At 45.8% G+C, this 25883-nt stretch carries 25 protein-coding genes; 20 read left to right on the forward strand and 5 right to left on the reverse strand.

What is annotated here, in order from left to right:
- The first annotated feature begins 184 nt into the window (after positions 1-184).
- The gene (locus tag VNN20_02990; GenBank protein HWP91150.1) at positions 185-1054 is read left to right on the forward strand and encodes a phosphatidate cytidylyltransferase; all 870 of its coding nucleotides are present in this window, start codon (positions 185-187) and stop codon (positions 1052-1054) included.
- 338 nt (positions 1055-1392) lie between these two features.
- Here the strand turns inward: VNN20_02990 and VNN20_02995 are convergent, their stop codons facing one another.
- A complete protein-coding gene (locus VNN20_02995; protein HWP91151.1) occupies positions 1393-2730 on the reverse strand; it encodes a YihY/virulence factor BrkB family protein in 1338 nt (445 codons plus the stop codon).
- A gap of 383 nt (positions 2731-3113) precedes the next feature.
- On the opposite strand from VNN20_02995, the gene VNN20_03000 reads away from it, so the two are divergent.
- From VNN20_03000 to VNN20_03010, 3 genes are all read left to right on the forward strand, one after another.
- The gene (locus VNN20_03000; protein ID HWP91152.1) at positions 3114-3251 is read left to right on the forward strand and encodes a hypothetical protein; all 138 of its coding nucleotides are present in this window, start codon (positions 3114-3116) and stop codon (positions 3249-3251) included.
- Between the two features lie 47 nt (positions 3252-3298).
- Positions 3299-4015 (forward strand): ABC transporter ATP-binding protein, encoded by a 717-nt coding sequence (locus VNN20_03005; protein ID HWP91153.1) that lies wholly within the window; start codon positions 3299-3301, stop codon positions 4013-4015.
- Between the two features lie 65 nt (positions 4016-4080).
- Positions 4081-4749, forward strand: a complete 669-nt coding sequence (locus VNN20_03010) for a heme exporter protein CcmB (GenBank protein ID HWP91154.1) — start codon at positions 4081-4083, stop codon at positions 4747-4749.
- A gap of 51 nt (positions 4750-4800) precedes the next feature.
- Here the strand turns inward: VNN20_03010 and VNN20_03015 are convergent, their stop codons facing one another.
- On the reverse strand, positions 4801-5238 hold the full coding sequence (locus tag VNN20_03015) for a hypothetical protein (protein HWP91155.1): 438 nt from the start codon (positions 5236-5238) through the stop codon (positions 4801-4803).
- A 563-nt stretch (positions 5239-5801) separates the two neighbouring features.
- Here VNN20_03015 and VNN20_03020 point away from each other — a divergent pair.
- The 14 genes from VNN20_03020 (at position 5802) to VNN20_03085 (ending at position 17889) form a co-directional block, all read left to right on the forward strand.
- Positions 5802-8195 carry an OmcA/MtrC family decaheme c-type cytochrome gene (locus tag VNN20_03020; GenBank protein ID HWP91156.1) on the forward strand — a complete coding sequence of 798 codons (2394 nt, stop codon included), beginning with the start codon at positions 5802-5804 and terminating at the stop codon, positions 8193-8195.
- Between the two features lie 10 nt (positions 8196-8205).
- A complete protein-coding gene (locus VNN20_03025; protein HWP91157.1) occupies positions 8206-8505 on the forward strand; it encodes a hypothetical protein in 300 nt (99 codons plus the stop codon).
- Entirely contained in the window at positions 8506-9807 is a 1302-nt protein-coding gene (locus VNN20_03030) for a hypothetical protein (protein HWP91158.1), read from the forward strand.
- Between the two features lie 13 nt (positions 9808-9820).
- A complete protein-coding gene (locus VNN20_03035; protein ID HWP91159.1) occupies positions 9821-10438 on the forward strand; it encodes a cytochrome c3 family protein in 618 nt (205 codons plus the stop codon).
- Positions 10428-11024 carry a hypothetical protein gene (locus VNN20_03040; GenBank protein ID HWP91160.1) on the forward strand — a complete coding sequence of 199 codons (597 nt, stop codon included), beginning with the start codon at positions 10428-10430 and terminating at the stop codon, positions 11022-11024. Before VNN20_03035 ends, VNN20_03040 begins: the two co-directional genes overlap by 11 nt.
- Complete coding sequence (locus tag VNN20_03045) at positions 10976-11482, forward strand: c-type cytochrome (protein ID HWP91161.1); 507 nt, start codon at positions 10976-10978, stop codon at positions 11480-11482. The genes VNN20_03040 and VNN20_03045 overlap by 49 nt, the downstream gene beginning before the upstream one ends.
- Positions 11483-11523: 41 nt before the next feature.
- Positions 11524-12150, forward strand: a complete 627-nt coding sequence (locus tag VNN20_03050) for a NapC/NirT family cytochrome c (GenBank protein HWP91162.1) — start codon at positions 11524-11526, stop codon at positions 12148-12150.
- Complete coding sequence (locus VNN20_03055; GenBank protein HWP91163.1) at positions 12140-12346, forward strand: hypothetical protein; 207 nt, start codon at positions 12140-12142, stop codon at positions 12344-12346. The genes VNN20_03050 and VNN20_03055 overlap by 11 nt, the downstream gene beginning before the upstream one ends.
- Positions 12347-12569: 223 nt before the next feature.
- Positions 12570-13232 (forward strand): cytochrome c biogenesis protein CcsA, encoded by a 663-nt coding sequence (gene ccsA, locus VNN20_03060; GenBank protein HWP91164.1) that lies wholly within the window; start codon positions 12570-12572, stop codon positions 13230-13232.
- Between the two features lie 5 nt (positions 13233-13237).
- Positions 13238-13408, forward strand: coding sequence for a hypothetical protein (locus tag VNN20_03065; GenBank protein ID HWP91165.1), 171 nt, complete (start codon positions 13238-13240; stop codon positions 13406-13408).
- A 3-nt stretch (positions 13409-13411) separates the two neighbouring features.
- Complete coding sequence (locus VNN20_03070) at positions 13412-13825, forward strand: cytochrome c maturation protein CcmE (GenBank protein ID HWP91166.1); 414 nt, start codon at positions 13412-13414, stop codon at positions 13823-13825.
- Position 13826: 1 nt separating this feature from the next.
- Positions 13827-15836, forward strand: coding sequence for a heme lyase CcmF/NrfE family subunit (locus VNN20_03075; protein ID HWP91167.1), 2010 nt, complete (start codon positions 13827-13829; stop codon positions 15834-15836).
- A 54-nt stretch (positions 15837-15890) separates the two neighbouring features.
- On the forward strand, positions 15891-16421 hold the full coding sequence (locus VNN20_03080; protein HWP91168.1) for a zinc-ribbon domain-containing protein: 531 nt from the start codon (positions 15891-15893) through the stop codon (positions 16419-16421).
- Positions 16393-17889, forward strand: coding sequence for a cytochrome c (locus VNN20_03085; protein HWP91169.1), 1497 nt, complete (start codon positions 16393-16395; stop codon positions 17887-17889). The genes VNN20_03080 and VNN20_03085 overlap by 29 nt, the downstream gene beginning before the upstream one ends.
- Before the next feature lie 58 nt (positions 17890-17947).
- Here VNN20_03085 and VNN20_03090 read toward each other — a convergent pair whose 3' ends face one another.
- Both VNN20_03090 and VNN20_03095 read right to left on the reverse strand, forming a co-directional pair.
- Complete coding sequence (locus tag VNN20_03090) at positions 17948-20254, reverse strand: transglycosylase domain-containing protein (GenBank protein ID HWP91170.1); 2307 nt, start codon at positions 20252-20254, stop codon at positions 17948-17950.
- Between the two features lie 59 nt (positions 20255-20313).
- Positions 20314-22137 (reverse strand): hypothetical protein, encoded by a 1824-nt coding sequence (locus VNN20_03095; GenBank protein HWP91171.1) that lies wholly within the window; start codon positions 22135-22137, stop codon positions 20314-20316.
- 627 nt (positions 22138-22764) lie between these two features.
- Here VNN20_03095 and VNN20_03100 point away from each other — a divergent pair.
- The gene (locus VNN20_03100) at positions 22765-22986 is read left to right on the forward strand and encodes a hypothetical protein (protein ID HWP91172.1); all 222 of its coding nucleotides are present in this window, start codon (positions 22765-22767) and stop codon (positions 22984-22986) included.
- Positions 22956-23267: a hypothetical protein gene (locus VNN20_03105; protein HWP91173.1), complete on the forward strand. Its 312-nt coding sequence runs from the start codon at positions 22956-22958 to the stop codon at positions 23265-23267. Before VNN20_03100 ends, VNN20_03105 begins: the two co-directional genes overlap by 31 nt.
- Positions 23268-23294: 27 nt before the next feature.
- Here VNN20_03105 and ligD read toward each other — a convergent pair whose 3' ends face one another.
- Positions 23295-25880 (reverse strand): DNA ligase D, encoded by a 2586-nt coding sequence (gene ligD, locus VNN20_03110; GenBank protein HWP91174.1) that lies wholly within the window; start codon positions 25878-25880, stop codon positions 23295-23297.
- Between the last annotated feature and the right edge of the window lie 3 nt (positions 25881-25883).

Below are 25883 nucleotides of genomic sequence, written 5' to 3' on the forward strand. Positions count from 1 at the left end.
ATTATTCGTAACATTTGACCAAAAATACTGCTATACTTGTTCACGGGATGCCTCCTTCAGGTGGTTGTTTTGTTGTTGCAAATAAATCAATTCTACCTGTTGGAGCTCCCTTCCCTTAAAACCTATTTTGGACAGATATGGCCTTGACCATCTTTTTTATGCAAAGTATATCCGCTTAACGGACATGGGCAATTTGACCAAGAGGGTTCTTACGGCAGTCTTTGGAGTTCCTCTCCTCCTTTTTATTTTCCATATAGGCGGAATCCCTTTTCTCCTTCTTATACTGGCCATTATTCTCGCAGGTCAGGTCGAGCTTCACAAGCTTCTCAAGGAAAAGGGTGTCTCGTATCAGCCGATGCTGGCTTTCCTGTCCGGTGTAGCTCTGGGCATGGCTGCTTTCTTTGGATATATACCTCTTCTTGCCATCTTCACAATCGTGACGGCGCTGGCTTTTATTTTGCGGCTAGGTAAGGGGGACTTGTCCGGGTCCATCTCAGAAATAGGCGCCACACTTTTTCCAGTAGTTTACCTGGGATGGTTTCTCAGCCATTCCATCCTGCTAAGGAACATAGACCAAACCCCGGCCCTTAAAACCTACGCCGAAACGGTGCAGGGGCTCGGGGACCCCGGGTTTTTCTACGTCGTCCTGGTCGTCGCCTGTACATTTTTGAACGATACCGGGGCATACTTCGTGGGGAGATGGAAGGGAAGGAGAAAGCTAACCCCGGTGCTGAGCCCCGGAAAGACGGTTGAGGGAACCGTAGGCGGGTTGGTTTTGTCGATTATTACCGGAGAGGTGGTAAACCTTATTTTTAAGTCCCCGCTCGAGTTCTACTGGGCGTTTTTCTTCGGTTTTATAGTCGGGGTCATAGCCGTATTCGGTGATCTTGTAGAATCCATGCTCAAGAGGAGTGTGGGGATAAAAGACTCAGGCGGGATACTTCCCGGGCACGGAGGGGTGCTCGACCGGTTTGACAGCCTTATACTGGTCTTTCCTATCTCTTATTACGTGGTCTTGTTTTATTACTGGTTAAAAGGGGTTTTCTTGATTTGAAGAATGGTATGCCCAGTAAACCGGGATTGTAATAATCGGAATTTGAGTTTAAAGATTCCTCACAAGCTCCCTCGAGTTAGTTCGAGAGAGGCTCTTCATCAAGGCCTGTGGTGAGCCCTTCGATGAAACTCAGGACAGGCCTGTCGAATAGGGGATTCCTTACATTTTAAATTCATACTTCGACAGGCTCATTATGAGCGGATTAGCATCCGCTAGAAAAGAGGGATAAAAATCCGTTCACCCTGAGCGCAGTCGAAGGGTGAACACATCAAGAGAACCATCCTTCGATTAGACTCAGAGCCCGTCCTGAGCACTTCGCTTCTAGCAGACGCAGCGAATTATATATCTTTTTTATGAGAAAGTACTATGTCCTTGATAGTTTCCTCACCGAGGGCGCTTCCGATGGATTCATCAACCCTTTCCACAACCGAATCAACTTCCGGAACTGAGTAAATTTTATGTTCTAAATGATTATTTTGGCCGTCGGCTCTGGTGGAATCGAGTATTTCTTTAAGCCTGATGGTTTCAAGGTCCCTCGCCGGAAGATATGTGGGGGGTTCATCCGCCGTCTCGATGACCAGCTTCTTCTTCTCTAGCTGGCTCAGGGCGTTCTGGATGGGCTCTTCCGGAAGCCCCAGGCGGTCTACCAGCAAGTCCAATGTCCAGCGGTGCCTATCGTGGTAGTAGTTATAGCCGATGAGGAACATTATCAGAAAAGAGATTTTCTCTTTCAACCGGTTGCTTAAGTGAAAAGCCTCTTTTTTCAAGGTCAAGAATTTCAGATTCTGGTGGCAGAAAGAGATTTGAGCACCTATCAAAAGTATGAGCCAGCTCAGGTATAGCCATATCATGAAAAGTATGATCACTGCAAAACTGGAGTATATTGCCGGATATTTTGTCGATGATGCTACAAAAGAGGTGAACGCCCAGCCGGTGGTCTGCCACATTACCCCGGCAACCACGCCGCCCAAGAGTGCGGAATCTATCTTCACCTTAGTGTTGGGTATTATCATGTAAACGAAGGTATGGGCTATGCTGACCACGATGTACGGAACCAGTTTGCTCCCGTAGTAGATCAGCGTGCCGAAGGGTTCTATGGCGATCAGTTTTTGCACCATGGCATTGCTGGAAAGAGAGGCATTGAGTCCGATTGCGGTGAACATAAGAACCGGGCCGATTATGATTATGCTTATATAGTCGCTAAGCCTTCTTACAACACTCCTCCCTTTTTTTATCTTCCATATGTGGTTTAGCGCGTCTTCAATCTTTTGGACGAGGGATATGACCGTATAGATCAAAATTGCCAGTCCGAGGGAACCCAGAACGCCGACTTTCATATTCTCTACGAACTCTAAAATCTTCTGGGCTATTTCATTACCCTGAGGGCCGAGCGGTTCGAGGAAATTGTAGAGTAATGGCTCTAGTTCGTTATGAACCCCAAAGGCTTTGAGTATGGAGAAGCTAAAAGCAAGTAGAGGGACCAGGGAGAGAAGGGTGGTGTAGACGAGGCTCATGGCCCTCAACGTGAGTTCACCCTCGGAGAACTCACGGACGGATACATAAATTAGCCTGAGTACCTTTACCAGGAAAGCCCGGAAACCATCGAGGGAGCCGGTGTCAATATACCAGAGCTCCCTGGCCAGGAAGTCGTTCAGTCTTCTAACCAATTCATGCATGATTCTTTGACTCTTTGTTATTCTATCATCTAAAAGGGGGAAAAGTAACTGAATCGGTGTTACTTACTTGCAGGATGAAGCATAAATCTGTTTTGTCTACCCCCTTTGAATTACCCCCTTAGTAAGGGGGAACTAAAGAGGGGTTGCTATCTCTTTGTCCATCATCCGGGCCCTTTGATTACCATCACATGAACTCTGATAATGAATCTCTTATTTTGACCAGTTTGCAATGAAACTTTAAGTCGGGTTTCGGAGTTTATATGAACGAGAATACCGGATAAGGAGAATACAGATGAGAAAATATTCCTTTTTATTGATAGCGGTTTTTGCGCTCGGCGTCATGATTTTAAGCTTGGGTTGTCATTACTACGATCCCGGCCACCATGGCTACAGTTATAACTATCGCAGCCATCATTACCATAACTATCACGGGCATAAACATTATAAACATCATAAACATGGGTATAAGCATAAAGACCACCGCTCTTACTATCGGTAAATTGCAAGATCTTTTCTTTTAGGGTACTTTACCAAATCCGGGTTTTCGATATTCAAGGACAATGCCTAGGTGGAAAGCAGCGAGTTAGATATAATTGCCGAGGGTGTAGCGAAATCCTACGGAAATTTTCAGGCTCTCAAGGGACTAAATTTAAGAGTAAAAAAAGGTGAATTTCTTTCCATCTTCGGTCCCAACGGAGCGGGCAAAACAACACTCATAAAATTACTTTCCACGCTTACCAAGCCTACTTCGGGAAGATTAATCATATCCAATCATGATATAAAAAAAGAGCCGGATAAGGTGCGTAGTCTGGTCGGTGTAATCTCCCATGACCCTTATCTTTACGAAAGTTTGAGCGCCGTAGAGAATATTAGATTCTTCGCCGAAATGTATGGTCTCCCCCATCCGGTAGAGAGGGCCTTCGAGTTGGTCAAAGAGGTCGGACTGGAGAGCAGGATGTACGACCTGGTGAGGACCTTTTCTCGCGGGATGAAACAGCGCCTGGCCGTTGCCCGGGCGATTGTCCACGCCCCCAAGATTCTACTCCTGGACGAGCCCTACACCGGTTTAGACCAGAATGGGGCCAGGATATTTGGGGAGATGCTCAGATGGCTTAAGTCGGACGGCAGAACGATTATAATGACCACGCACAATATTGCCGAGGGACTAGAGATAAGTGACCGGGTCTCGATTTTAAGCGGAGGCAGAATCGTTTACGAAAGTCAAATAGATGGAGTTGAAAAGGAAAGGTTCAATGAGATTTATCTTGAGAAGGTGAACTTATAACCATAACTACACTAAGACGCGAAGTTTTTCTTTGTGTCTTGGAGACTTCGTGGTTAAAAAATCCAATGAAAAAGATCTGGGCGATAGTCTGGAAAGACATAATAACCGAACTGAGGACCAAGGAGCTTTTCTCCTCCATGTTCACCTTCGCTCTCCTGATTATGGTTATCTTTAACATTGCTTTTGATTTTTCGGCCGAGCTTATCCCTGTCGCCGCCCCGGCCATACTCTGGGTGTCATTTACCTTTGCCGGGGTTTTAGGCCTAAGCCGGTCGTTTGCCCTGGAGAAGGAAGGCGATGCGATTCAAGGGCTTCTGCTCACCCCTACGGACCGAAGCCTCATCTTCTTTGGAAAGATGGTCGGCAACCTGATTTTTGTGTTTGTAGTGGAGATGATTATTCTTCCCCTCTTCGTACTCTTCTTCAACTTCGATTTGAGCAATCACTTGTTACCGTTACTCCTGATTATTTTTCTGGGTACGGTAGGGTTTGTGTCCGTAGGAACCCTGTTCTCGGCGATAGCCCTGAGCACAAAGCTACGCGAGGTGCTTCTGCCGATTTTGCTTTTTCCCATAATCATCCCGGTAATCGCAAGCTCGGTAAAGCTCACCACCGCCATATTGGACGGCAGGACGATTGGTGATGCTTTGTCTGCTTTTAAGGTTCTGGTTTCTTTCGACATAGTTTTTGTGGTAGTTTGCGCAGTTATTTTTGAATATGTACTTGAGGAATAGGGTCTTGAACAGCACTCACGGTGAAGTTTTATCGAATTATACGAGCGTTTGCTACTTTAGAACCGTCGGGTCTTTCTCATGCTTACGAGCTGTCCTTGAATTTGTCGATCCGCCTTTTCTATCCCTTCCATATGAATAGCACACGCCACACGTCTCGACCGCCTTTCGCCAGGAGCCGAAGTGATACGTGGCTGCTGACATTAAACTTATCATCCCATTGTCTCTAAAATTCCTTGGCCTTAAGCTTTGACCACTTTCATATAGTTTTTTTATCTCCTTTAATACTTTTTCCCGAGACCATTTCTTTCGATTTCTAGACTCTTCATAATCTATCCCGCAGGCCTCTAGAGCTTTCCTCCACGAACCGAAAACCTTCCGGGCCTTAAGGTAAAGCCTTGGGTGTTCCTTAGCCACATTGGAAGGTTTTTTACCGGGGACTCTATATAGGGCGTTAATCTCGCTTCTTATTTTCTCGGCTTGTTTCTTCACGTAATAAACAAGCGCAAGAGGGGTGCCAAAACGTAACTCACTATAGAGACTGTCATTTTAAGGAAGGCTCTATCAAATAGTTGCCCGATTTTCAGACAACTTACAATCTTTAACCTTGCTCTTTTGTATTGTCTTCTGAGATGTACGCCCAGATCTTTATGATACGCATAACCCAAATAAGCTTGGAGCCGTAGCCTAACCAGGGTTTTCCACTTCACGCGTCTCAGGTTTTTTCTTCCTAATTCTAAGGGTTTTACCTGATTGTTCCATCTGAGTAGAGCGTGTATAAGCAGAAGAAGGTAACAGTGCTTGAATGTTTCAACAGGGTTAGAAAAAAGTAAAAAAGAGAGGCTTTTATTAAGTTTTATTCGTATCCTAATCAGGTGACATCTAGAATTTGATTTTACTTGCAGCTCAATCCATCTCTTCCCAGATTTTAATCCTAGAAGGGGAGTGTATTAATTGTTAGTTTTATTAGGTTATCACTAAAATTGTCCCTTGATTCAGGAAGCATTTTATAATAAAAAGTGAGTAACAAAGATAAGCTAGGAGAGGGTGGGGAAATGCTTGCTATTTTTCAATATTTTCTGAAATGTTCTTTTTATTTCTCTCCATTATTTAATCTTGTCTTGATATTTATATTCTCTTTCGGTCTCATCGGCGGTTGTGGTGGTGGGGGTGGAGGTGGTGGGGGAGTGGTTCCTCCTCCGGAAGTAACTGGAAATAAGCTTAATGTGGAGATCATCGGGGCTTCGATATCGCCTGACAGAAGACCGATCGTAACTTTCAGGCTTACGGATGATGAGGGAGACCCGATAGGAACGGACGGGGTTAGCATGAATTGGGTAATTTCCAGGATCGAAAGAGGAAAATCCGAGTACATTGACTATATTACCCGGGTTCAAACAAGCCCTACTACCGGCGAATCAGCCGTACAGGCCAGTTCAGAGAGTTCGTCAGAGGGTAGTTTTCAGAACCTGGGCAACGGGGTATTTACCTACACATTTGCTTTTGTTCTTCCGGAGAACTTTGATAGCAATATTACTCATACGGTGGGTGTTTATGCGACTAAGACTATAGGAAGCCAGAGATTTGTCTCAAACGCCACTTTCGATTTTATACCTGCGGGCGGTCAGGTCTCGACCGTTAGGGATATAGTAAGAGTGGAAACATGCAATACCTGCCACGACCCGTTAGAAGCGCACGGAGGTGCTAGGAGGGACGTTAGACTATGCGTGCTTTGTCATTCCACGGAGATTGAAGACCCGTCTAGCGGAGAAATTGTAGAACATATAGACCCGGGAACCGGAAACAACATCGGTTTTGAAATCATGATCCACAAGATTCATTACGCCGAAGAACTCCCAAGCGTCCAGGCTGGTATTCCTTACCGGTTCGAGGCTTTTATGGATCAAATACTGGACTTTTCACATGTAGCCTTTCCCCAGGATGCGAGGAACTGCACCAAGTGTCATACCGGGGCAACCCAGAGCGAGAACTTCAAGAATAACCCCACTAGAAATGCCTGCGGCTCTTGTCATGATGATGTTAACTTTGTGAGTGGAACAAACCATGGCGGAGGTATACAGCTCGACGATAACAATTGTTCCGGATGCCATATTCCGTTCTTCGGTAAGGAGTTTGACCTGTCGGTAGAAGGCAGTCATACGATACCGGTGAAATCGGCGCAGATTGCCGGAGTAAATTTTGAGATTGTGCGGGTTGAGAGTGCAGAAACCGGAGCCTCCACGGTAAAACCCGGCGAGCATCCCAAGGTCACCTTTAATATCACCACTGACCTGGGAGAAACAATACCACCCACGGATATGAATTTTTTAAGACTTACCCTAGCCGTACCGACAAGGGAATATTCGGGCCAGGATTACAATGGTGACGGGGAGATAGTGTCAGGCGACCCGACAAGCCCCTGGACGCCCGGTGGGGAGAATTATATACAGGAGACGATTAATGTACCCGGTGCAGCCGAAGGCCCTGACGCCGACGGTAATTTTACTTATACCTTTAAAGCCATGATACCTAACGATGCGTCTGGAAGCGGAGCCGTGGGGATTGAAGGCTATAAGTGCGCCACTGTTCAGGGAGCGAATCAAAGAAGGGGAGGGATAGCATGTACTCCCCCTCCTAATTCGCCGGACCTCAATGGAAATGGAATAGAGGATGTAGGCGAGGTGTTTAACGAGGTCCGTTTTGCTGGACACAACGTGGTTTCTTATTTCCCTATAACCGATGAAGAAGCCGTTCCGCGGCGGATGGCGGTTGATACCTCTACAAAATGTATAGCTTGCCACGGGGTATTTTCCAGGGATTTCAGTGTCCACGGCAACATTAGAAACGACAGTGAATACTGTGCCCTGTGCCATAACCCTTCGCACGACACGTTGAGCCGACAACTCCCTCCCGTAGGTGAGACCGCTTTGACCAATTCCCTCGATTTTAAGGTCTTTATTCATAAGATACATACTGGAGAGAATTTAACTAAGCAACCGTATTTACTATATTCGCCACCGGGCGGTACTTTCCCCAACCAGTCTGAAAGGGCGGTTAATTTTGGGGAGGTTCGCTATCCCGGCAATACAGCAGACTGTGAGGCATGTCATTTGAGGGGGACAAATACCCTAATTCCAGGAACCGGTGTTTTGGGGGATGACGTGTTGCCATCTACTAACCACGAGTTCACAAGGGGATTTAACACCAAGACAATCACAGAAACCTTCTTTACTCAACCGGTTATTTCTGTTTGCACCTCTTGTCATGACAGTCTTGGAGTGAGTGCGGACGGAGAAGCGTTAACCGGGGAAGGCCATCTTGCCGGCCCGCAGGCCGAGGGTGATTGCGCCAACTGTCACATAGCTGGTGATCCACTCGGCGTGGAAGAGGTGCATCTGCCTCCACTTCCGCCTGAGGAGAGAATAATTCGTCCGCAACCGGTAGATTAAGGGTAATTAAATGAAGAGGTCCCTGCTTGTAGCGTCAGTCTTTCTACTTCTCGGTTGTGTAGGCGGTGACGACGAGGGGCAAGATTTCGGCAACATATTCGAGGGTACTGACGGACTAATCTTAACTCAGGAAGACCACCCGGACGGCTGGGGTCGTTCGGATTGTTTTGCCTGCCATCCCATAAATGAGATACATAGGGTAGACCGAACCGGAGGGCTTCTCCCTTTGGAAGATATACAAGAGTTTGTCGAGCAGGAGGGGCTTGATAGCTGTCCCATATGTCACGGGGATAATGGAGTGATGGAGTAGGTGAGAAAGACACTTATAGCCGCAACATTTTTTGCTTATATATCAATATCTATCAATGGTGTAACAGTTTACGGTCAAGTCTATGGTCAGGGCGAGGTATTTTTACCCCAATCCTTGGGCTTCTTTGGAAATTTTTATTCGGTATTCCAAGCACCTAGTCCTTTACTTCGGCCGGATGGAACCGAAAAAAACATTTATCCTTTCTACCAGTATCTGGAATTCAACACCGTCAGCCCGGACGGGCGTGTCTCGTTTAACACCTTTTTGAGAGGAAGGGAAATCTTCAACGGAGAGGACTATTCCTTTGATGTGTATAATGCTTTTTTTCAGTTTAACAATACCTCCAGGTCTCTCGAATTGCGATTGGGAAGGCAAATCATCACCGAGAGCTTTAATTTTTTCCTGCTGGACGGGGGGCTGGTCCGGTATCGTCCGGTCGATGGAATCGAGCTTGTGGCCTATGGGGGTTATCAGGACAAGGATATTCAACCGGAGCCTGAAGAGCCCCTGGAGAGTTCTACCGTGTTCGGTGTCAAGATCAAGTCCGATAAGCTTCTCGGCTCGATAATATCCCTCGGTTATGAATTCTTCAACCCGGACGATTTTTCCACCAGACATTTCATTAACTTTGCCTTCAACCGGGTGATTCCCTTCACCAAATCTGCGGACATTTATAGTTTGGTCGAGTTTGACGTCGGGGAGGGGAATCTCGCCCTCTTTACCGTCGGCGTCGGGATTACCCCGCTCAAATCGGTGCATTTAAACCTGGAATACGATACCTACAAACCGGATGAGGACCGTGATGAATACCTGATAGATGCCATCTTTGACCTGTTTTCTATAAGTCGGCTTCACGAGGCCAGGGTCGGGGTTACGTACTTACCTACCAGTTATCTCGAAGTTTCGTCGAGTTTTTCGTATGCACACTATGATGTATTAGAGGGGACATCGACCAATGGATACATCTTTAAGCTCGGGTTTTCCTGGGACTTCTGGCGGGAGATTGGCCTCCGGGCATTTCAAGGTTTTTATTACATGGATGCCCGGGACGATGACCGGGCAGTAGGATTAAATTTTGGAATATCGGAAGAAATATTCAGAGGGCTCGACCTTCAGTTCTCTTTTGCCTACGCTCACTTTGAGACAATCACTAATAAAGACGGCAACGCCTTCAGCTACATTATGGGGGCTGAATACCTCTTAACCAGAGACCTGGTATTAAAGGCTGGAGTGGAAATAAACACCAACCCGGATTTTGACAAGGATATAAGAACTAACTTAGGAGTGAGCTATTATTTCTAATAAGAAATTATTCGTGGGAGTTCTTTTTATTGTTTCTTTTCTCATCGCGGCCTTGTATGGGTGTCCCACGCAGGATGGGGAGACGGAATGGGGATGGAAAGCCAAGCGGCCTCAAAGGATGCAGGATACCTTCTCACACGAGGTGCATAAAAAGGTTTTTGAAAAAGAGGGCTTTGGCTGTTCTGTCTGCCATACAATGGGGATAGAGATTCCGGAAGAGACAGAGGAAGAGAAAATGGTTGAGATTTCTAAGGAGGCGTTCTTCCCGGGGAAAGAAACGTGTCATTTTTGTCACTACAACCCGCAGGCGGGCAACAGGGCACCGGATGAATGTGGTTTATGTCATTTCAACCTCAGGGAGATTCAGCCGGCCAACCATAACTTCGACTGGATGACCAAGCATGCCGTCTTTGCCAAGGCCGATGAAGAGGACTGCCAAAGCTGCCACAGCCCCCGGTTCTGCGAGGACTGCCATAAAAGAAGGGATCTTCCGACTCTTAGGTTTCATGACCGGAATTTCCGGTTTGTTCATGCAATCGAGGCCAGGGCAAATCCCCGGGCGTGCGGGAACTGCCACGAACTCAAGTCTTTCTGTGTTAAATGCCATACGGAGGGTGGGTATGACCGGTAGGTCGTTGGTGCTCAGTCTCTTATTAATATTATTGCCGGCGGGTCTTTCTGCCCAGGAAGATGAAGAGGTAAACCCGCACAAGGAGATGCTGGAGGACCAAACGGTGTGCCTAGACTGCCATACGAAGGTTCCCAAAGAAGGTGAGACCAGCCCTGATTATTTTCTGGTTGACCTTCCGTCGGAAAACTGTCTCGGCTGTCACGAGGAGATGGAACATGCAGGGGTAAAGGAGCACCAGGGGAAAGAGGCCAAGCCTCTTCCCGGGGATGAAAATGGAAAAATCGCCTGTTTCTCCTGTCACGACCCCCATCCGGAAGGGGCGATAAAGGGAAGGGTCGTATATGATGCCGATATTAACGAAAGGAGCAGAAGGTTTATTGAACTGGTCGTAGTACCGTACGTCGAGGAAGAGGTTGAGGATAAAATTAAGGTAGAAGAAAATAAGGAAGTTTATCTAAGGCTTCCCATAGCTAATAATGAGCTATGTGCAAAGTGCCATGAAACTTTTAAAGATACTGATTGGAGGAGGTATGTAATATGGGACAAGTTTTATGCTCCGTTTTCTATAGACCCGTTCTCATACTGAGTGTTTTCGTTTTCTCAGCCAGCCTGAGCTGGGCGCAAGATAAAAGCCAGGTTGACGCCGGGCGCAAGATCTTCATCGAGAAGAGGTGCTATACATGCCATACGGTAAACGCCGAGGCAAAGTTGATCGAGAAGGAGAAAGAGGAGTTTGCCAAGGCCAAGGGGGTAGAGGTCAAACCGAAGGAAGAGGACGAGGACGGTGAGGAAGACCAAAAGACCGGCGGCGACCTCTCCGCAGTGGGTAAGATGAGGAGTGCAGAGTGGATAGAGAAATTTGTCCAGGATCCCAAGCCCTATTTTCAGGACAACCCGGAATGTGCCAAGAAAGCGAAGAAAAAATACAGAAAGAGGTTCAAAGGAACGAGCGAAGAACTCACTTCACTGGTTGCATTCCTGTCGAGCCTTAAATATGAAGAGCAGCAGGATAAGGATTTCAAGTCCTGCCTGAAAGAGGAATAGATGTAATTCGTATAACCACGGTTTTGGACTAGAGGGCCCCGATGCACGGTATGGAGTTAGGCTTAATAAAATCGGTTATAGTGGCGCTATCCGTTGCGACCATAATCCTGGTTGTCTATTCCGTTTTTATCAGGAAGAAGAATTTCATAGAGGATACCAATTCTAAGTGGCTTCTTTTTATCGGGTTTTTTCTTCTTTCTCCTCTGGTTTACTTCCTGAATTATGGTAAAGCGCTCGAGCAGTCAAAGACGGTTGATTTCTGCAACTCCTGCCACGTAATGAATGGATATATTGAGGACCTTAAAAACCCGGACAGCGAGCATATAGCCGCCCTTCATTACCATTACCGGTGGATATCGGATAATCAGTGCTATCAATGCCACAGCGAGTATGGGCTTTTTGGGACCTTTAAAGCAAAGATGTCCGGGATCGGGCATATAATGTCTTACTACGTGGTGGGTTATGAAACTCCACTCAAATTAAAAGGGACCTACAACAACCAGATTTGTCTTCACTGCCACGGCCCGGTGAAGGAGTATCAAGAAGTTTCAGAACATGAAGAATACGAGCAAGATATAGAGCTGAATAAGCAGTCCTGTTTCGGCGCGGAATGTCACGTATCACCGCACCCAGAGGATGCTTGGAAGGGTATTAATAATGGAGAATAAAAAGTTCAACAGTATTATAGTGCTTGCCGGGATATTGAATATTCTGGGCTTGCTTTCGATAGTCCTGACTGCTTTTAACCTAACCCCTATTACGCTCATAATCTCGCTTACATTTGGCGGCGTCTTGATAGGCCTTGCGCTGGTTCTTTACTTATATGTAGTGATTCAGGACCTGAAGGCCAGGAAGGTTCTTTGAGCCGGAGCTTCGGTAATAAATCCTGCACGAGGAAGGGTGAATTTAGTCAGAGCCTTTTTAGGTATATTGTCCGCTTTGAAAGTTCTGGTTTCATTCGATATAATCTTTTTGGTTATTTGCGCCGTTATTTTTGAGTACGTGATAAGAGTAGACACGGATGCAGGATAAAAGATTAATCCTAATATCGTGTACCATTAGTGGCTAAATAAAGAATTCTTCCAAGATGATAAAAATTCTTCTGGGTTTAACCTTTGTTTCTATGATAGCGTCTCTTTATGCGGTGTTTATCTACGCCCCGACCGAGGCGGTTATGGGGCATATTCAGAGGATCTTCTATTTTCATATGGGCACGGTGTGGGTGGCCACGGTCGCATTTATCATTGTGTTCATAGCCAGTATTCAGTACCTGAGAAAGGAGACCCGTTTCTGGGACATCCTAGCCTTTACCTCTGCAGAGATCGGCGTTCTGTTTATCACCCTCACTATCATAACCGGGAGCATCTGGGCAAAGCCGGTATGGGGCACCTGGTGGACATGGGATCCCCAGCTTACTACTACATTCATTCTCTGGATGCTTTACATCGTCTACCTGATATTACGCTCAGCGGCAGGAAACGATTTAAAGAAGGCGAGGTACGCCGCCGTATTTGGAATAATCGCTTTTCTTGACCTCCCTCTGGTTTATGCCTCGGCCAGACTGATGCGCGGCATTTCACCGGTAGTCTTTGGCGGGAGAGGAGGGGGCATAGCCCCGGAAATGATGGTGGCCCTTTTGATCACCCTTTTTGCGTTTACTCTTTTGTTCATCTTTATTCTTATAGAGAGAATTAATTTGGAGAAAATGAAAGATGATATCGCCAGGATCAAGCTCGAGGAGGCTGCGTAGTAGGGATGCCATATTTATTCTGGGCGCAACTAGTTTGTTGGTTAGGTTTATTCATATACACATTCATTCTTTTCAGGAAAAACCAAATTTTAAGAAAAGAGATAGAGGCGCTCAAGGGTGCTAATCACAAAACCGGCCAGCAGGGTGCTGGCTGGCATAGCCAGGGGGCGAATTAAGAGATGCTTAGAGGAAGGATCAAATTTATCATAGCGATAGCGGTTATCGTCGTTACGCTGTCCTATCTGGTATACGGCGGGGTGAAGGAGGCCAAGGTTTATTACCTCACGGTAGGGGAGCTAAAGGAGGGGGTTCCTTCCGTGTACAAGGATAAAGTAAGGGTTTCGGGAACGGTAGTTCCAGGCTCGATAAAGAAGGACTTGGATGGTAGCCTCGAATTTAAGATCACCGATGGAGAAAAGACATTAGATGTTCATTATAAGGGAATAATCCCGGATATATTCAAGGATGAGGTAGAGGCGGTGGTGGAGGGGGTATACACGCCGGAGAATGTGTTTCAGGCGAGCGTGCTCCTGGCCAAGTGCCCAACCAAATACGAATCGCTTGACCGGTTAGAGAAGGGAGAGAACATCTAAGATGGTCGAGACCGGGGTCATTTCTGTATTCCTGTCGTTCATAATTTCCGTTTATATCCTGATTGCATCTCTGGCCGGGGGAAAGACCGGAAGGCGTGAGTTAATAAAGAGTGCGGAGAACGGGGCAGTCGCCTTATTCTTTCTCCTGACCCTGGCTTGTATTTCATTGATAAATGCCCTTCTCACTCGTGATTTCAGCCTTAAGTATGTAGCATTGAATTCGAGTAGGGACCTTTCCACCATATACACTGTCACCGCCCTCTGGGCCGGGCAGGCCGGTTCACTACTCCTCTGGTCATGGATACTCTCAATCTATATGGCGCTGGTGGTTGTTCTAAATAGGGAAAGAAATAGGGGGCTGATGCCTTTCGTCCTGGGGGTTCTGGCGGCGGTATCCTGTTTTTTCACCTACCTGATTGGGTTTGTGGAGAGCCCGTTTGAGAGGCTTCCTTTTGTTCCTGCTGATGGGAATGGACTTAATCCTATACTTCAGAATCCCTACATGGCTATTCATCCGGTTACGCTCTACATAGGTTATGTGGGGATTACGGTTCCCTTTGCCTTTGCCCTGGGAGCCCTTATCAGCGGAAGGTTGGGAGACGAGTGGATAAGAATCTCCAGGGCCTGGACTATCTTCTGCTGGACATTTTTGAGCCTAGGTCTACTTTTGGGGGCGCGCTGGGCTTACCTGGAGCTGGGCTGGGGAGGATATTGGGCCTGGGACCCGGTGGAGAATGCGGCGTTCATGCCCTGGCTAGTGGCAACTGCATTTCTTCACTCGGTCATGATTCAGGAGAAGAAAGGAATGTTGAAGAAATGGAACATGGCTCTGGTAATACTCACCTTTTTCCTGGCTATATTCGGGACGTTTATCACCAGAAGCGGCATAATCTCCTCCGTTCATTCCTTTGCCCAGTCCGATATAGGGCCTTATTTCTTGGCTTTTATCGGCGTAATACTGCTCTTTTCCTTCGGTATGTTCATACTCAGGCTCGATGACCTGAAGAGCGAGGATCATTTCGATTCTATCCTTTCCCGGGAGAGCGCCTTTTTATTCAACAACCTCATTTTCTTGGGCGCGGCCTTTTCCGTATTCCTGGGGACCATATTCCCGATACTGACCGAGGCGATCAAAGGGGAAAAAATACTGGTGGGTCCGCCCTATTTTAATCGGGTAAACGTGCCGATGGGCTTGATTTTGATATTGCTCATGGGGGTGGGGCCGCTGATATCGTGGAGAAAGGCGTCCAGGCAAAATCTAACGAGGAATTTTTTATATCCGACCATTTTCGGTCTTCTGACCGGGATAGTGCTATTCATTCTCGGTATCAGAGAAATCGTAGCGCTGGTCTCTTTCGGTCTCTGCGCGTTTGTTTCTGCTACCGTGTTTACCGAATTCTTCAGAGGGGTAAGGGTGCGCAGCAGCCGCGGTGAAAATTATATGATTGCTCTTTACCGTCTCATCTCCAGAAACCGGAGAAGGTATGGCGGGTACATAGTTCATCTGGGGGTGGTGCTGATAGTGATAGGTATAACTGCATCGTCGGCTTTCGTTACTCAGAAGGAGGCGACCCTTAAAAGAGGCGAAACACTGAGCATAGGAAAGTACACGATGAGGTTTGACCAGCTTAGGCGGTACAGTACTCCGGCAAAGGATGGGACGGCGGCCACCCTAACGGTATTCAACCGAGAAAAAGAGATCGGGAGTATGGTACCGGAGAAGAACCTTTATAAATACGAGGGGAACCGGGAGATAAACCAGGAGACGGAGGTGGCGCTCCGCTCCACTTTTAAAGACGACCTTTACGTCATTCTTACCGGCGTGGACGATACCGGGGCGGCAAATTTCCGGGTGCTGATAAACCCGATGGTCAGTTGGATATGGGCAGGGGGGGTGGTGCTCCTTCTCGGGGCGATCGTAACCATGTGGCCGGCCGGAGTGGAGAGGAGGGCGGAAGCGGGTGCGAGGTATAGCGTAGGGGTTTCGAAGGATACCATAGTCAAAGCCTGAAAAGTGTTCCTGCCAGGTTATTAAAATCACACAGTTTCCCCAGTAGGAGTAGTCGTGGAAAAGATATTTATCCTGATAATAGTTATGGCAGTAGCGGTTTTTATATCCCTTCCTTTTTTCAGGGGGAGGGTTGAAGAAGACTCCGAAGACCCGGATAGGCCGAAGGGTGATAGGGAAGCCGAATTAAAGAGACTCAACGCGGAGAAGGAGTCTCTTCTCGCTGCGATCAAAGAGGTCGGTTTTGACTATGAAGTGGGAAAGCTTACGAAAGAAGACTACCAGGAACTGGAGACAAAATACAAGACTGAGGCAGCCTTGCTTCTCCAGAATATAGAAAAGCTGGAAGCAGAAATGAATGATGCTGGTTTAAAAGACGGGTTAGAAGAAGAAATTAGAAAGACTCGAAGGACCAAATTGGCTGATGACAAGGGGCTCGAAGAGGAAATTTTGCGTGCTCGCAAGTTGAGGTCTAAGGGCCTTGAGCATCTTTGTTCCAAGTGTGGGGCTTCTTATCAGCCCGAAGACAGATTTTGCTCCAAGTGCGGGACCAAATTAGGTGAGGATCAAACTAGACAGGCGTATTAAAAATTCCGGCAGGGTATTTTTTCTTATGCCCTTTGCCATTCTTTTACTTTTTACATACCTAGTTCTGATTCAAGGGGTGTACGCCCAGGATAATCCGGCCACGCCATTAGATGGAAAGGGCCTGTTCATAGAAAACCGCTGTGTGAACTGCCACACGATCGGCAGGGGAAGGTTCGTCGGGCCAGACCTGGAAGGAGTCGGGGCCAGATACGAGCGGAAGGAGATAGAGGAGTGGATGGTCAACCCTCAGATGGTTTATCAATCAAAGGGGAAGATGCCTCTGAATGAGGGATATCCTCCGATGCCCCCTATCGGTGTCCCGCCGGAAGAGGCAAAACTGATAGCCGATTATCTGCTCTCGGTGAAAATCACGGATGTTTCAAAGCCGGAGGGAGGCGTCATAAAGGGACGGGTGATGAACGAGACCGATGAAGATATCCCCGAAGAGATGGAGTTAACCCTAACCTCTTACTTGGGCGACCGGGCCATGGAGGAGAGAAAATCGAAAACCGACAGTAAAGGTCAGTTTGAGTTTGCCAACCTGCCCTGGGACAGGAGCTACACCATCTCCCTCAATTACAAGGGTGCGGAGTACACGACGGATAAAATGGTTTTCTATCCTGAGGAGAATACCAAGACTCTTGAATTACCCGTTTACGAGCCCACCGAGAGTAACCAGCACATTAGCGTGAATGCCGACCACATGATTATTCAGGTTTCCGACGGGCAAATTTCCATAGCGGAGATAGTAGTTTTTCACAACGGAAGCAAGCAGATCTACGTCGGCAAAGAAAACAAAGACGGCATCAGAGAAACTCTCAGATTTGACCTTCCGGAGGGGGCGGAGAATATCCAGTTTATGGACGGGCTGGCTTCTGAAAGCGTGGTTCGAACTGAACGGGGTTTTATCGATACTACTTCTTTCGGTCCGGGGATCAGAAGGGTGATATACGCCTATCAACTCCCGTTTAAAGCCGGCAAAAACATGATTGAGAAGAGGATAATATACCCAACCGGGGGGTTCGTTCTTCTGGTCTCTGATACTGGTGTGGATATAAAGGTTAACGGCCTCGGCGGGAGTGAAAGGGTGAACATAAACAATGAGAGATTCATCCGATGGACCGGTTCCGGTCTAGAGCCCGGGTCGGAAATAAAAATCGAGTTAGGGCAGTCCGTATTGAGCGAGAATTTTCTCAAATGGGTAGCGTTTGGGGTGGTGCTTTTATTAGTGGGCATAGGGGTTTTATATTCCTTCCGGGTTAAGAGAAGTTCTGCTCTGCTTAAAGATTCTACTTTGAAGGAAGAGAATTTAGCAGGAGAGAGGGAGAAGCTTATTATGGAGATTGCCGAGCTTGATGATAAGTATGAGGCAGGGGAAATCGCTGAAGACGAATACAGGGAGATACGCTCAAACAAGAAAAAAAGGTTGGTATCGGTAACCGAGAGAATCAAAAAAAGCGATGTCTAGTTCACCAGAATTAAATTAATTTCGCATAACTACCACTGGAACTAAAAACTTTTAAGGGCTAAATCTCTTTTTTCTTCCCTTTTTTAATCTCTTTCATCAGATGCACCAATATAATCACAAAGACAAAAACCCAAATTAAGGCAACAACCAACCCAACACCCGCTTTAACCCGGGGAAGATGAGATGAGAGCCAATGGTAAAAGTCTTCGAGTAGTACTCGAAAATAAAGATGGTCCGAATAGACACCCTCCACATCGGTTATTCTCCCGAGCAAGGATCCCCTTTCCCCCCCTTCTCCTAGTTCAAGACCGGTGACTGCTACTCTGTTGAGTTTTATGAGATGACCCTGTTTATTAAACACTCCCCAAATGGCGTGTATCGCATAAGGCTTTCCTTTATCTTGTCCCAAATAAAGCATGATGTGTCCGGGGAGGCGAAGAAGCGTTACCCCGGGCTCCCAGTGTTTTATCGTATAGAGCTTATCCTTGGCCGGTGTTCCTTCCTTGAATGAGGCGATATCGGTGCCAACCTTTGCCTGCCAGCCTGAATTTCTGGGAAGTTTTATACCGAAGGTGCTGAAGATATCCTGTACGAATAAAGAACAGTCCCAACCGGTTTTTTCCCCACCCCAGCTATAAGGTCCGCCTAGTAGCTTGAATGCTTGGGTCAGAGCATTGCGCTTTGTGTAGGGAAGAAACCCCTCGTTGACTCCCTCGTGGCTCAAAAAATCTTTAACAAATGTGAGTTTGCCGTCATTCCCTTTAGTGGGAATGTTTATGTCAAAGCCGTTATCATAGTTTTTTACTAATGGGATTTGGGTTCCCATTTCTAGATTAACTCCTGATTTTGTTTGTTTCGAGCGGGATGTAATAATCAAAAAGGGTGAGCCCGGGTAAGCGTTAGCTTCCTCACGGGTTGTCAGGGCCAAATGTTCTTTTTTAATCCATCCGTGGAAATACTGTGTACGTATAAAAAACCATTTGCCGTCTCTGGAGGTATGGAGCACTGCGACCGGGGTTCCCAAGTAGATAGCACTCTGCTCAATCGCATTGAATTCATAGTCGTATGGTTTACTCATTATTAGCTCATCGATAGGCCATGCAAATACGTCTGTCCTCTCTGTGACCAAGGCGTAGCGTATCCTCACTTCATCCGAAATTTTATCCAGGTTAAGCTTATATATTAGGTCGTAATAGAAATTTTTGGAAAGGAGATTATTATTACGGTCATATCTTATTAGTAGTTCATGGCCGACGTTTATAGTTTTTGGCTCGATAAATGAATCATTATTAGTTTGGTATTTTGTAGCAAGTGAAGAAAGCCCGGAGGCCTCTACGATCTTATCTATTACTTCCCTCCCGGATAGCGAATCCGGGAAGCCAAAAATATCTATTCCACCGCTTATAAGCAGGGCACGCCTGTTGAAATAATTAATTTCGGTATCCGTCATGATTACCTTATCCGGGTCAGAGAGCTTTGAAATCCAGTAATTAGGGTCAAGAATCTTGGATGGTGGCTGGGGGGGCACAACTATGGTCAATTCCCTTTCTTTAGATGACCGAAAGCCATATAGCTCTTCTAGAGCCAGGTCGTATTTATGTTTGCTTATCCAACCCCTTTTAAGCAATCTTGAGGATATAATCCGAAATCTTTCCTTCACGTATTCATCAGTACCATCAAGGGGGGAAAATCGGTACGGATTAGGTATAATCGCAGCTAGTCGAACGGCATCGGATAAACTCAATTCAGCAGCAGGTTTGTTAAAATAGGCTCGAGCTGCGGCTTCTGCCCCATAAATTCCATCGCCCCACTCAACCGTGTTTAGATACAATTCCAGGATCCTTTCCTTAGTCAGGTTCTTCTCAAGCTGATAGGCAATGAAAGCCTCCCGTATTTTTCGTCCTAGATTGGGGGATGGTTCTAAGAAAAGGTTCCTTGCCAGTTGTTGAGGGATACTTGAGCCTCCTCTGGTAATTCGGACTTTGTATAAGAGGGCCTGCCATCTAAATTCCCGGTTGAATCCCTGGTGCCCAAAGAATTCGCCATCTTCTGCGGCAACAACGGAGTGAATTAAATAAGGTGATACTTGTTGAAGTGAAACCCATTGCCAGCGTCTCTGCACCGGCTTGCCCGCAGCTTTTTTTCTGCTCTCTCTATAACGTATAATCGCCGTCTCCTGTGGGTTTGTGGTCTGTAGCCATCCTACCTCCGGGTTTTGCCACCAGAAAGAGACAGCTATACCGAGTATGAGTATAAAAAAAAGGAAGAACAGAACGCCAAAGGCAAACCCATACCTTAAAACCCCGCTTTTCCGGATTAAACGTGGTAGAGAGAAAGATGCCGACCGGTTCTTGAACTCTTTCATATCCCGACAGCGTAAGCGTCTTTCATAATGATTACTTTACTTGATAATTTTCCGGGCTTTTATTCAACGACTTTATCGGGTTCAGGAACAAATTTATAAATAAAGGCGTAATTAGGCCCAACCCTTATAGTCTTGATTAACTTAAAATTTGATTTATCTCGTCCATCACCAAGCTCTGATATTAAGTGTATTTTATTTGCTTTGTAGTAATAATAATCTTGAGGGTATTTGCCATGATGAGAATTCCAGACGACATAGGTGACTCCCCTGCTCTTTAATTCGCTGATGAATGACTCATATGAAGATGCGTTGAAACTCCCTAGGGAGAGAAAGTTCCCGTGGTTATCGACATAGGGTCCCGAGACTGGAACCTTGCGATTTACGGCTATATCTCTTGACGCTATCATTAAGTTGTAGTAATAACCAGCTACTCGCGGTACTGTTACCACAATCTTTTCACCATCATTTATATTCAGGGAAAGCCACTCCCCAACCAGCCTCAATTCGGACTTTGTATATGCAGCATTTTCCATTCTTTCCTGTGTTAATAATATATTTTTTCCAAGAATGAAACTTAAGACGGGCAATAGTACGATTATTAAAAGCCGGTTCTTCGGAATCTGTGAGTCGTATGAAATGATTACAAACCACAACGCCAGGATAGAGGGCAAGATATAGAGAATCCAAAATCCAAAAGTATGGCTATCCATGGTGCTCAGGCTGGATAAGAGTAAACTGGCAGTCATTAGTACGAAAACCAGAATATAGAACCTAGGTTTTGTTGGAGATCCATATCTCAGATGATGACTGATGGGTGATTTGAGAAGGGTTTTTTGCATAGACTTTGCTATGTATATTATCCCTCCCGCAATAGCCAGGTAACAGATCCAAGAGATGAGGAAGAAATGTTGCTCGGCCAGAGCATAGAATATAAAGTGGATGGTAAGATGACCAATCAAGAACAAAAACAAGAGAAGGGTATTTCTGAAGCTTTTTTTGAAGAATGAGTAAAACCCAATCGCACCCAGAGTTAGTGCCAATGTGCCCAACACTTCTCTCACTAGAAAACCACTCGGGATGAAATTCAGTAATCCGGCTAGCTTCAATTTAATGTATGGTATGGCAGCGGAGCTGAGCTCACCTGCAAGGTTCCTTCCGATTTCATCTCCATGGTAATTATGATAGGGATTTATGTGCCCAGAAGCACGGTAATTTAGTACTACCCAAGCTATGATTCCCAGAGCTGAAAAAAGGCAGAGCAGAACAATCAAAAACCTTCTCTTGGAAAAAATAACGTCCTTGATCAGCAGAGAAACTATAAAGACTACTCCTTCGTACCTGGTTATTGCTGCTAAAAAACCGCATAAATAAGACGAATATTTGTCCTCAAAGCTCAACCAGAATCCGGAGAGGATAAGCATAAGAGTCAGCATTTCTGCTCTTGGCTGAATGGTCATGTGGGTGGTTAGCGGATGAAAAGCGAACAACAATGCGACGAAGAATGCACTTTTCCCGATAAATCGGTGTGAGATTAAGTAAATTAGCAGTATGGAGGCAATAGAGCTTACTAGATTTATAAACTCCGCGGCAAAAAGAATCGGCTCTCTAACCGGCAGAAAGATGGATAAAAAACCCATTAATACGGAATAAAAGGGTAGGCGCTGATAGCTTTCGGGTTTGTTGGGAAGCGTTAGATTTGTGAACGATATTGCCTTCTCCCTAAAATCAAAGAAATCGGTATCTGGTACCAGGAATGAGTTAAAGTAGTAAAGATTGTAGATGAGAATAAATATGAAAAATGAAAATATTAGAGTCCTGGAACTAGTCAGTTCCTTTCGTATCCGGTGTACCCAAACCTTTCTAGATGTGCTTTCTATCTCCATGTTTAAGCCTATGCAAAGCAAATAGAATTTTTTATTCTTTAAAGTAGTGAAGCACCGCTTCGTCTCAAGCGAAAGGTGTCAGAAACCCCTTTACTATTCAATCAAATTTGGGCAATCAAGTTCAATTGGACTTTAGTATTATTTTCTTAGCTGGCATAGTCAATACTTTTGTTATAGATGTTTCTGATTCTTCAAATATCTTTTACCCACCTGCAGAATTTCAGGGTCTGGTAATTATAGAAAGTCTCAAGTTTTACCTTTATTTTACATTCAATCAATAACCGGGCCGATAAAATTAACTGTTCTTAGATGGATTTTCCGTGCTATATTATCAGTAATAGAATCACGACCTATCTTCGGTAAATATCAGGGACATTTTCCCTGGGCAAGCGAAGTGATAGGAACTATAAGTTTATAGACCAGAAACTATCACCAGCATAAAGCTCTAAAGCATGGCATTGAAAAATTCATCGATTTCCGGGTCGCAAACAGGATGGTTGCCCTGAGGATTCGCATATTTATTTCCCTAATATTTTTTTATCTGGGTGCTCTTTTCGTGTAGTTGATCTAGAGCCGGAGTCGAGACTTCCGAAACCCGATTCATTCAATACCGTTGCCGAACCCGTAGTGCCCGTACAGGCTCCCTGGTGGGCATCTTTTAACGATGTAAAGCTTAACGTTATCTTGAATGAGGTGCTCTACAATAATTTCGATGTAGCACAAGCCCTAGCCCGCTTTGAGCAGGCTTCGGCACTGACCAAAGAGGCGAGGGCGGCGCGGTTTGCAGCAGCGTATGCCCAGGGCTTATTCGGCGTGGAATGGAGAATAACGAAGATTTCAATAGCCTGACTGAAGCTGGCGGCCTGCTTTTTTCGAGTATAGCTGTCCTGTTCGTCGTCTCGACACTACGTCTGGTAGTTGCGGACGTTCAGTCATTTTTCTCCGGGACCTCATTCAGTAGAATCTCCAAGTGGTCAGGGAATGATAATCGCTTTTTCCTTGAGATGAAACAGGCAGAAGGGCCGGAGAACAGCCTAGCGTGTTCAAGAAAACTTGAAAAAAACCTTAATGAGTTTACTGGTGGTTTTTACCGTCGGGCTCATCCTGGAAGATTATTGGCTCGTGAATAGAAAGTAGATAATGATGAAAGTAACCGGTCAAAAAACTGCCTTATTCAGACGCTCCAGGCATTTTTCCAGGTCAGTGCCCTTTCCTAAAATTCTTGAAAAAATATCTCCTGTATTTTTTATACGCTCGACCGCGTTGTGAATATTAAAATCGGAGGGTTTCAAGCCGCTTTTCACCTCTCTCCACCTCGAAGGCATAGACACCGGCGCGCCCGGACGCGGCCTTAGGCTGTAAGGCGCAGTAATGGTTTGTCCTCTGCGGTTTTGGAGGTAATCCAGGTAGATGTGTTTTTTCCCTCTTTTTCTCAGATTTCGCTTAAGGCTGGTAAAATCAGGTAACTGCTTCTCTGTAAGCTTGCAAACATGATAAGCGAAATCTTTAGCCTGTTCGTATGTATATTTCTTGCCCAGAGGCACATAAACGTGCAAACCCGTAGCACCCGATGTTTTGCAATAGCTGGCGGCCCCTGCTTTATCTAATATTTCCTTAATCATATTAGCTGTCTCGATGACTTGCTCGAAAGTGTTCTTTTCCGAGGGGTCAATATCAATTACCAGGTAATCGGGATAATCAAGCGCCTTTATGGTTGAATGCCAGGGGTTGATTTCGATGCAGCCTAGATTATTGAGGTAGGCGAGCGTGGCTTTGTCGTTGCACAGAATATAATCAATATCTTTATTAGCAGATGCTGAAAAAATCTTTATGCTCTCCACCCATTCAGGCGCTTCGTCGCCGGCATCTTTATGAAAAAACCCTTCGTCTTTTATTCCGTTAGGATTTCGCTTCAGCGATTGCGGACGGCCTCTCAGGTAAGGCATGATATAATCAGCTATTCTCAGATAGTAATCAATCACATCGCCTTTGGTAAGACCTTCTTCCGGCCAGAATATTTTATTTCGGTTGGTAATTTTCACCTTAATCTTTCCAAAAGAAATTTCTTTCGCATTCTTTTTTCTCCTCAACCTGATCTCTTTGACAGGTGATTTGCTCTCCTTCTTCGATGGATTTTGTTTTTGGGTTTTGCCGTCCGCTGTTTTCAGTCTTTTTATATCTGGCATGGTAACTTCTTTTGCATTCTTATCGTCGCGCAGTCGCATGAATATAGGATGCCGCAATCTTCCATCATGGGTAATCTCGGTATATTTTACTTCGCAAACCAAAACGGGTTTTACCCAGGTAGCAGGCATATTGGTCTTGACCGGTTCATCAAACGGTGATTCTTCTTGTATCAAAGGCTCGAGCAATTCGCTTATTTTCTTGAGTGACTGTGTGTTGAAGCCTGAACCCGTATGTCCGATGTATTTGAGCCTGTCACCATCTTTGACCCCTAGTACCAGCGCCCCAAAATATTTTCGTGAGCCGCGCGGTTTGGTGAACCCGGCAATTATAGCTTCTTGTGCCTTATTATGCTTGATTTTTAACCAGTTGCCGGTGCGCACGCCGGAATAATAAAGAGAATCTTTCTTTTTTGCCATGATACCTTCTAAACCCTTCTTGCCCGCGGCATCAAAAAAATCAATGCCGCTCTTCTCGATGTGGTCCGAGTATTTCACCGATTCGTTTTTTTTCAGTAACTGCTTTAGAGTTCTTTTTCTTTCCAATAATGGAAGCGAGCAGATATTTTTGCCTTCAACATATAACAAGTCGAACACATAATAGATAAGAGGGTATTCATAGTTATAATTCTGCAATAACTGGAAGCTGGGAAGCCCGTTTTCGTCTAGCACCACTATTTCGCCGTCCAGGACCGCATGAATATTGAGTCGTGATAATGCTTCAACTATAACCGGGTAGGAATCGTTGAAAGTGTTGCCGCTCCTGGAATATAAGAGCACATTTTTGTTGTCCACCTCGGCAATAGCGCGATATCCATCCCATTTAATTTCAAATATCCATTCCTGGTCATCAAAGGGTGATTCGGTTTCCTTGGCCAGCATAGGCGGTATATGATTCCTCAGCTTTTTTCCTTCCGGGGATGAATGTGCTTTTGTTTTCTGCTTTCCGTTAGATGCACTCTTGGCTCCGACTTTTTCGGCAGGTCTATTTTTTGCCAGCCATTCATTAATCGGCGAGTCTTTAGGAGTATAATCTTCGCTGTTGTATTCTTCATGCACGGCGTATTCATCATCGGGTTTAATCAACAGCCAGGAGTTATCTTCCTTTCCTTTGAGTCTCACCAAAGCAAATTCTCCTTTCAATTTCTTCCCATAGAGCCTGAATTTAAGACTGCCCGATTTTAACCCGGCTTTCAGCTTTTTTTCGGCGGCCGTCTTTTCGGAATTATCGATATCGGAATAAAAACCGCTGTCCCAGATTTCCACGATGCCTGCTCCGTAATTTCCTTCAGGAATGACGCCCTCGAAATCTTTGTAATTATAAGGATGGTCTTCGGTCATCATGGCCAGGCGCTTGTCTTTGGGATTTAGTGAAGGCCCTTTAGGTATTGCCCAGCTTTTCAACACACCAGCCATTTCTAGACGGAAATCGTAATGCAAATGGGAAGCTTTGTGGCGTTGGATGACAAAGGCCAGCCTACGAACAGTCTGGCGTTTTTTACCGAAAGGCTCCGGGGTTTCTTGGAAATTTCTCTTTTTATTATATAGCCGTAAACTCATGCA

The sequence above is a fragment of the Thermodesulfobacteriota bacterium genome, assembly GCA_035559815.1.
Taxonomy (GTDB): Bacteria; Desulfobacterota_D; UBA1144; order Nemesobacterales; family CSP1-2; genus DATMAT01.

What these genes read in the sequence shown, in the direction of transcription:
- VNN20_03065 (HWP91165.1), top strand. Translation starts at nt 13,238, where the DNA reads ATGCCATATTTATTCTGGGCGCAACTAGTTTGTTGGTTAGGTTTATTC.
- VNN20_03040 (HWP91160.1), top strand. Translation starts at nt 10,428, where the DNA reads ATGACCGGTAGGTCGTTGGTGCTCAGTCTCTTATTAATATTATTGCCG.
- VNN20_03090 (HWP91170.1), bottom strand. Translation starts at nt 20,254, where the DNA reads ATGAAAGAGTTCAAGAACCGGTCGGCATCTTTCTCTCTACCACGTTTA.
- VNN20_03000 (HWP91152.1), top strand. Translation starts at nt 3,114, where the DNA reads ATGGCTACAGTTATAACTATCGCAGCCATCATTACCATAACTATCACG.
- VNN20_03075 (HWP91167.1), top strand. Translation starts at nt 13,827, where the DNA reads ATGGTCGAGACCGGGGTCATTTCTGTATTCCTGTCGTTCATAATTTCC.
- VNN20_03020 (HWP91156.1), top strand. Translation starts at nt 5,802, where the DNA reads ATGCTTGCTATTTTTCAATATTTTCTGAAATGTTCTTTTTATTTCTCT.
- VNN20_03010 (HWP91154.1), top strand. Translation starts at nt 4,081, where the DNA reads ATGAAAAAGATCTGGGCGATAGTCTGGAAAGACATAATAACCGAACTG.
- ccsA (HWP91164.1), top strand. Translation starts at nt 12,570, where the DNA reads ATGATAAAAATTCTTCTGGGTTTAACCTTTGTTTCTATGATAGCGTCT.
- ligD (HWP91174.1), bottom strand. Translation starts at nt 25,880, where the DNA reads ATGAGTTTACGGCTATATAATAAAAAGAGAAATTTCCAAGAAACCCCG.
- VNN20_03070 (HWP91166.1), top strand. Translation starts at nt 13,412, where the DNA reads ATGCTTAGAGGAAGGATCAAATTTATCATAGCGATAGCGGTTATCGTC.
- VNN20_03050 (HWP91162.1), top strand. Translation starts at nt 11,524, where the DNA reads ATGCACGGTATGGAGTTAGGCTTAATAAAATCGGTTATAGTGGCGCTA.
- VNN20_03045 (HWP91161.1), top strand. Translation starts at nt 10,976, where the DNA reads ATGGGACAAGTTTTATGCTCCGTTTTCTATAGACCCGTTCTCATACTG.
- VNN20_02995 (HWP91151.1), bottom strand. Translation starts at nt 2,730, where the DNA reads ATGCATGAATTGGTTAGAAGACTGAACGACTTCCTGGCCAGGGAGCTC.
- VNN20_03095 (HWP91171.1), bottom strand. Translation starts at nt 22,137, where the DNA reads ATGGAGATAGAAAGCACATCTAGAAAGGTTTGGGTACACCGGATACGA.
- VNN20_03025 (HWP91157.1), top strand. Translation starts at nt 8,206, where the DNA reads ATGAAGAGGTCCCTGCTTGTAGCGTCAGTCTTTCTACTTCTCGGTTGT.
- VNN20_03105 (HWP91173.1), top strand. Translation starts at nt 22,956, where the DNA reads ATGGAGAATAACGAAGATTTCAATAGCCTGACTGAAGCTGGCGGCCTG.
- VNN20_03055 (HWP91163.1), top strand. Translation starts at nt 12,140, where the DNA reads ATGGAGAATAAAAAGTTCAACAGTATTATAGTGCTTGCCGGGATATTG.
- VNN20_02990 (HWP91150.1), top strand. Translation starts at nt 185, where the DNA reads ATGGGCAATTTGACCAAGAGGGTTCTTACGGCAGTCTTTGGAGTTCCT.